Raw genomic sequence first — 4,525 nt, forward strand, 5'->3', positions numbered from 1 at the left:
ACCCGTGAACTACCTCTGGGCTAAAGACCCAGAGGCTTCCTGCTTCATTCCCCAGACTGTTGTCCATGAGTTCACAGGCCCAACCCCTCGTTCCAAAGGTGAAATGATTACTTGGTTCTCGCAATCAATTAATACCATATTGGCAAAGAAGATATTTAATTAGATCTATGTCCACGCTTACATCCCCTTGGCTAAAGACCAAGGGGTTTTACGCTTAATTTATAAAAAACTTAAAGGTAATTGTGTATGAGAAATACAGTAGTAATGGAGATCTGTGATGGGTACAATTTTTTACCCCAAAATGCTGCCTCAGGATAATATCGACTGGATAAGGCATGTTTCCCTTATCGGAAGGTCCAATGCTGCTCTTGCGAGGTATGACGGGATACTCCGGGGAATAGTAAACCCCGAAGTACTGCTCTCTCCCCTGATAACTGAGGAAGCAATTATTTCATCCCGTATTGAGGGTATGGTAACAACACTTGAGGAAATCCTGGCATCCGAAGGTTATCTGAAAATAGATCTTTCCGAATCAAAAAAAGCGGATATACAGGAGGTAAACAATTACCGGGAGGCAATTCAGATGGCAACTTCTGAGCTGGAAATCAGACATCTGTATATACCGGTTATAAAATCCCTGCACAAAAAACTGCTTGACGGAGTCAGGGGCAAAAATAAAGAACCCGGTGAAGTCAGGTCATGGCAAAACTGGATCGGGCCTCCCGGCTGTTCTATTGAAGAAGCGACGTATGTTCCTCCACCGCCTGTACTTGTATGGGAATATCTGAATAACTGGGAGGAGTATCTGGACAGCGAAGAGAAGGATCCAATTGTTCAGATTGCAATTTTGAAAGGCCAGTTTGAGCTGATTCATCCGTTCTCTGACGGAAACGGGCGTGTTGGAAGAATGCTGATTCCTTTAATCATGTATAACAAGAATCTCATATCATCACCGATGTTTTATATCAGCGGGTTCTTTGACCAGAATCGTGAAGAATATTACCACCGCCTTCTTGCACTTTCTAAAGATAATGACTGGGATGGCTGGATTGATTTTTTCCTTCGTGGAGTTGAGCACCAGGCAAATGAGAATGCCGGAAAAGCAAATAAAATCATTGCGTTATATGCTGTTATGAAAAATGCGGTTCCCGAAATTCTGAAATCAAAATATTCGGTTCAGGTGATTGATGCTCTCTTTACCCGGCCGATCTTTACCATTAATGATTTTGTCAGGGATTCTGGTATCCCATATGACAGCGGGCAGAAAATCATCATGTCGTTAAAGAAAAATTCGGTGATATCTGTCCGGAAAGAGAGAAGAGGCCAGAATCCCTCTGTTTATGAATTTTCAGACCTGCTGGCAATAATCTGAATAATACTATTCGTTTTTGTCTGTAATGGAACGGGGTTTTGTTACATGCAAATTCAGTTGCATGTAAGAGAATACATGCAGATCCGGTTGTCTGTAATAGAACGGGGTTTTGTTACATACAAATTATTTTGCGTGTAAGAGAATACATGCAGATCCAGTTGTCTGTAATGGAACAGGATGTTGCAGCCAGGCAGAAAATCACCGGATATACCGCTCACAACAGTTCTTTTTCCTCAATAAAGCAGGCGAGCTGATGCACCCGCCCGGCATCACCGACAGCATTCTCCCAGTCTTCCCGGACGGAACCAAAGGTCTCGTCACAGTAATCAGGCTCTTCTTCACAGAGACTTCCGTCTGTCCGGTCCAAGGCATCCGTGCTGAAAAAATATATCTCATAGGGTGTGGAGGAAGAATCAGAGCGGATACCAGGCAGACGGCAGGGAAACGGGATCGTTTATTTTCCCGCCTCCTTCGGCCGGATTCCTGTTTTTTGCTGCACATGTGGATAATTACTGGACAGCTGACGCCGAAACAAGCGGAGCGGCAAAATAGATGTGCCCTCCGGTTTGAAGATTCTCTGATATCAGTCTTCAGTTTAGATGGTATCCCCCTGCGGTGTCAGCCTCCAGAATGATCTCCTTCATCCACCGTTCAAAGACCGGGTCCTCCAGCACATAATAGCCCGTCTCTTTTTTTGAAACATACCCTTTCTCCCTCAGATATGTCAGAAACCGGTTGACATTGGTCGTTTTATCCTCTAAAGCATGTGCCATCTCTTTTGGTGCATGACAACCACTGGCAATACTCAGCACAATCAGCCTCTCCTTTGGACCCAGAGAATAAAATTCCTCTCTGAATAATATGTTCCCTTCCTCTGCAAGAAATTCACGCTCAGCCATTCTGATGGAATCCAGGGTGATTGTTTCAGTTCTCTCAAGCATTTTACCGATGAACTGAACATAAAATGGTATTCCTGCAGAAAAATCATATATTTCTTTGATACCTTCCTGCGAAATGTCAAGATGCTGCAGCAATAGCCTGGTGATATGCTCCTGTTTGAGCGGACTGATCTCTTTTACGATCAACTGCCGGTAGAATGGAGAGCCTGAAGACAGAACTGCGAGGTTCATGGTGCTGCGTATTGAACCGGATATACACAGGGATGTTCGCTCCCAGTCCTCAAACAGTGTCCGGATCTTCCTGAGAACAGCCTCACCGACTTTCAGATTATTACTTTTCAGATCAATGATGGAAGGAAATTCATCAATCAGGAGAACACATTTTATACCTGCCTTTTCTCCCAGTTTCTCAGAGATATTAAATGCATGCTCAATGAGCACGTCATCATCCGCATCCTTATTTCTGGTGATAAGGAATTCAATCTCATTATAGACAATTGTTAGTTCAGTCTCCTCAAGAATCTGTCTCAGCATGGCAAGAGGGGTTCGGATCAGTTCATTTGTCCGGTATTTTAAACCGATGTGCGGCCTGTATGCTTCAATAACTTCCAGACTCAGTCTCTGGCAGAATTCTGTCAGGGTGGACCCGATAATATCCCAGACAGAAAGGTAGACAACCACGACTCCGTCTTCCTGTTCAAGTATTCTCTGGACTTCTTTCAAAATGGATGTCTTCCCGATCCTTCTCTTTCCATACAGCGCATAACCCGTGGTTGATCTGTTGTCTTTTAATTCTGCAACCATTTCTTCCAGCAGTCTGGTTCTGTTGACAAATCCCCTGCCTTTTACGGGTTTCAGTGTGAACGCCATAACATCCCTAACTAATTTGTTAGTAACTCATTTGTTATAAGTTATGCCTGTCGTTATAATCAGAGCGTAAAATACCGGAATAAGCCTTCCACAGGGAGACAATAACATACAGTTAAACTTTGGTCAAAGCCAACATGTATGGAGTGGAACCACAAAACAGACCTGGTACCTGCCTGCTGTGCAGAGCAGTAGTGAGTAAGAGTGCGGCCCTGAGGCACGTCAGAAACTGTCTTCGATCATCCGGATGGCCCGCGGGAATATATCCATCATCCGTCATCAGGATACAGGACAGGCATAATCCGGCCTGCTGGCTGGCGGTTCTTGCGCGACACAATGCACGGCTCAGCGACCTTGACTGCCTGATACGCGACGTCTGGACAGAATGCTGCAGTCATCCCGGTGCCTTTACTACCATCGGAAAAGAGACCTGCATGAACACCGGCGACGGCATGGCAGCAGCGCTCACGGACCTTCTCCGGCCCGGGAGTTCATTCACCTGCGACTACGACTCAGATTCTCCGACGGCACTGGAACTGAAGATACTGGACACAACACCGGTGATGCCTCCGGAAGGTTTGCTCTGTTTAATCGCACAAACCACCCGTCCGTCGTATTCCTGTGGCATCTCCGGGAAGGAAACAGATCACGACAGGATCGATGGCGAAGAAGGCAGCACCCCCGATGATCTCTTACAGGGAAGCGTAAATGCGCCCGGAGCCGGCAACATCCGGAACACGATGATCCTCACCAGGTGCGAAGAGTTCTGCACCCGGTTTGAGGATGATATGATAGCGAAGCACTGCAGGAAAATCGTAAGAGACCTTGCTGCCCATCTGAAAACACCGCTGTCACGTGGAGATGACATTCTCTGGAGTGCAGCCATCGTCTATTCGGCATGCCGGGATGAAGGCCTCATCGGGCGGGCAAAGGGTGGCTCTCCGCTGGCAAGGGATATCGGTGAATTCTTTGACCTCGAACTCCCATCCGTCCGGAACAAGGTAACAGCCCTGAAAAAATATATCGCAGAGTGTGAAGAATAAGAGTGGATATCCTCGATATGGTAGCTGACGGGGAACGAGGTCTTTCTTTTTACAGCCACTTCAGAAATATATATATTGCCCTGAACATGATACTGACTCATGCAGTCTTCACCACAACAATATATCGTCGATGAAAAAGGGAACAAAATATCCGTAATTCTGCCATTTTCAGAATATCAGCAAATGCAGGAAGATTTGCATGACCTTGCTGTTATTGCAGAGAGAAAGAATGAAAATACCCATACCTTACATGAGATGAAAAAACGGCTCGGAAGTAATTTATGAATAAATATTCGGTTGAATTTAAATCCGGTGTTGAAAAGGATTTGAGGAAGATTGACACA

Annotated in this window: 5 protein-coding genes; 3 read left to right on the forward strand and 2 right to left on the reverse strand. The window is 45.5% G+C overall.

The window, feature by feature from the left end; all coding sequences use genetic code 11:
• Positions 1 to 277 precede the first annotated feature (277 nt).
• A complete protein-coding gene (locus tag MKMG_RS10685) occupies positions 278 to 1,372 on the forward strand; it encodes a Fic family protein (protein WP_165077875.1) in 1,095 nt (364 codons plus the stop codon).
• Positions 1,373 to 1,586: 214 nt separating this feature from the next.
• On the opposite strand, the gene MKMG_RS10690 is transcribed toward MKMG_RS10685, so the two are convergent.
• Both MKMG_RS10690 and MKMG_RS10695 read right to left on the reverse strand, forming a co-directional pair.
• A complete protein-coding gene (locus MKMG_RS10690) occupies positions 1,587 to 1,739 on the reverse strand; it encodes a hypothetical protein (RefSeq protein ID WP_165077876.1) in 153 nt (50 codons plus the stop codon).
• A 223-nt stretch (positions 1,740 to 1,962) separates the two neighbouring features.
• On the reverse strand, positions 1,963 to 3,141 hold the full coding sequence (locus MKMG_RS10695; RefSeq protein ID WP_165077878.1) for an ATP-binding protein: 1,179 nt from the start codon (positions 3,139 to 3,141) through the stop codon (positions 1,963 to 1,965).
• 191 nt (positions 3,142 to 3,332) lie between these two features.
• Between MKMG_RS10695 and MKMG_RS10700 the strand changes: the two genes are divergently transcribed.
• Together MKMG_RS10700 and MKMG_RS10705 are read left to right on the forward strand one after the other, a co-directional pair.
• Positions 3,333 to 4,181, forward strand: coding sequence for a DUF6398 domain-containing protein (locus MKMG_RS10700; RefSeq protein ID WP_165077879.1), 849 nt, complete (start codon positions 3,333 to 3,335; stop codon positions 4,179 to 4,181).
• Between the two features lie 99 nt (positions 4,182 to 4,280).
• Positions 4,281 to 4,466 (forward strand): type II toxin-antitoxin system Phd/YefM family antitoxin, encoded by a 186-nt coding sequence (locus tag MKMG_RS10705; protein WP_165077881.1) that lies wholly within the window; start codon positions 4,281 to 4,283, stop codon positions 4,464 to 4,466.
• Positions 4,467 to 4,525 lie beyond the last annotated feature (59 nt).

The sequence above is a fragment of the Methanogenium sp. MK-MG genome (assembly GCF_009914725.1).
Taxonomy (GTDB): Archaea; Halobacteriota; Methanomicrobia; order Methanomicrobiales; family Methanomicrobiaceae; genus Methanogenium.

What these genes read in the sequence shown, in the direction of transcription:
- MKMG_RS10695 (WP_165077878.1), bottom strand. Translation starts at nt 3,141, where the DNA reads ATGGCGTTCACACTGAAACCCGTAAAAGGCAGGGGATTTGTCAACAGA.
- MKMG_RS10705 (WP_165077881.1), top strand. Translation starts at nt 4,281, where the DNA reads ATGCAGTCTTCACCACAACAATATATCGTCGATGAAAAAGGGAACAAA.
- MKMG_RS10685 (WP_165077875.1), top strand. Translation starts at nt 278, where the DNA reads ATGGGTACAATTTTTTACCCCAAAATGCTGCCTCAGGATAATATCGAC.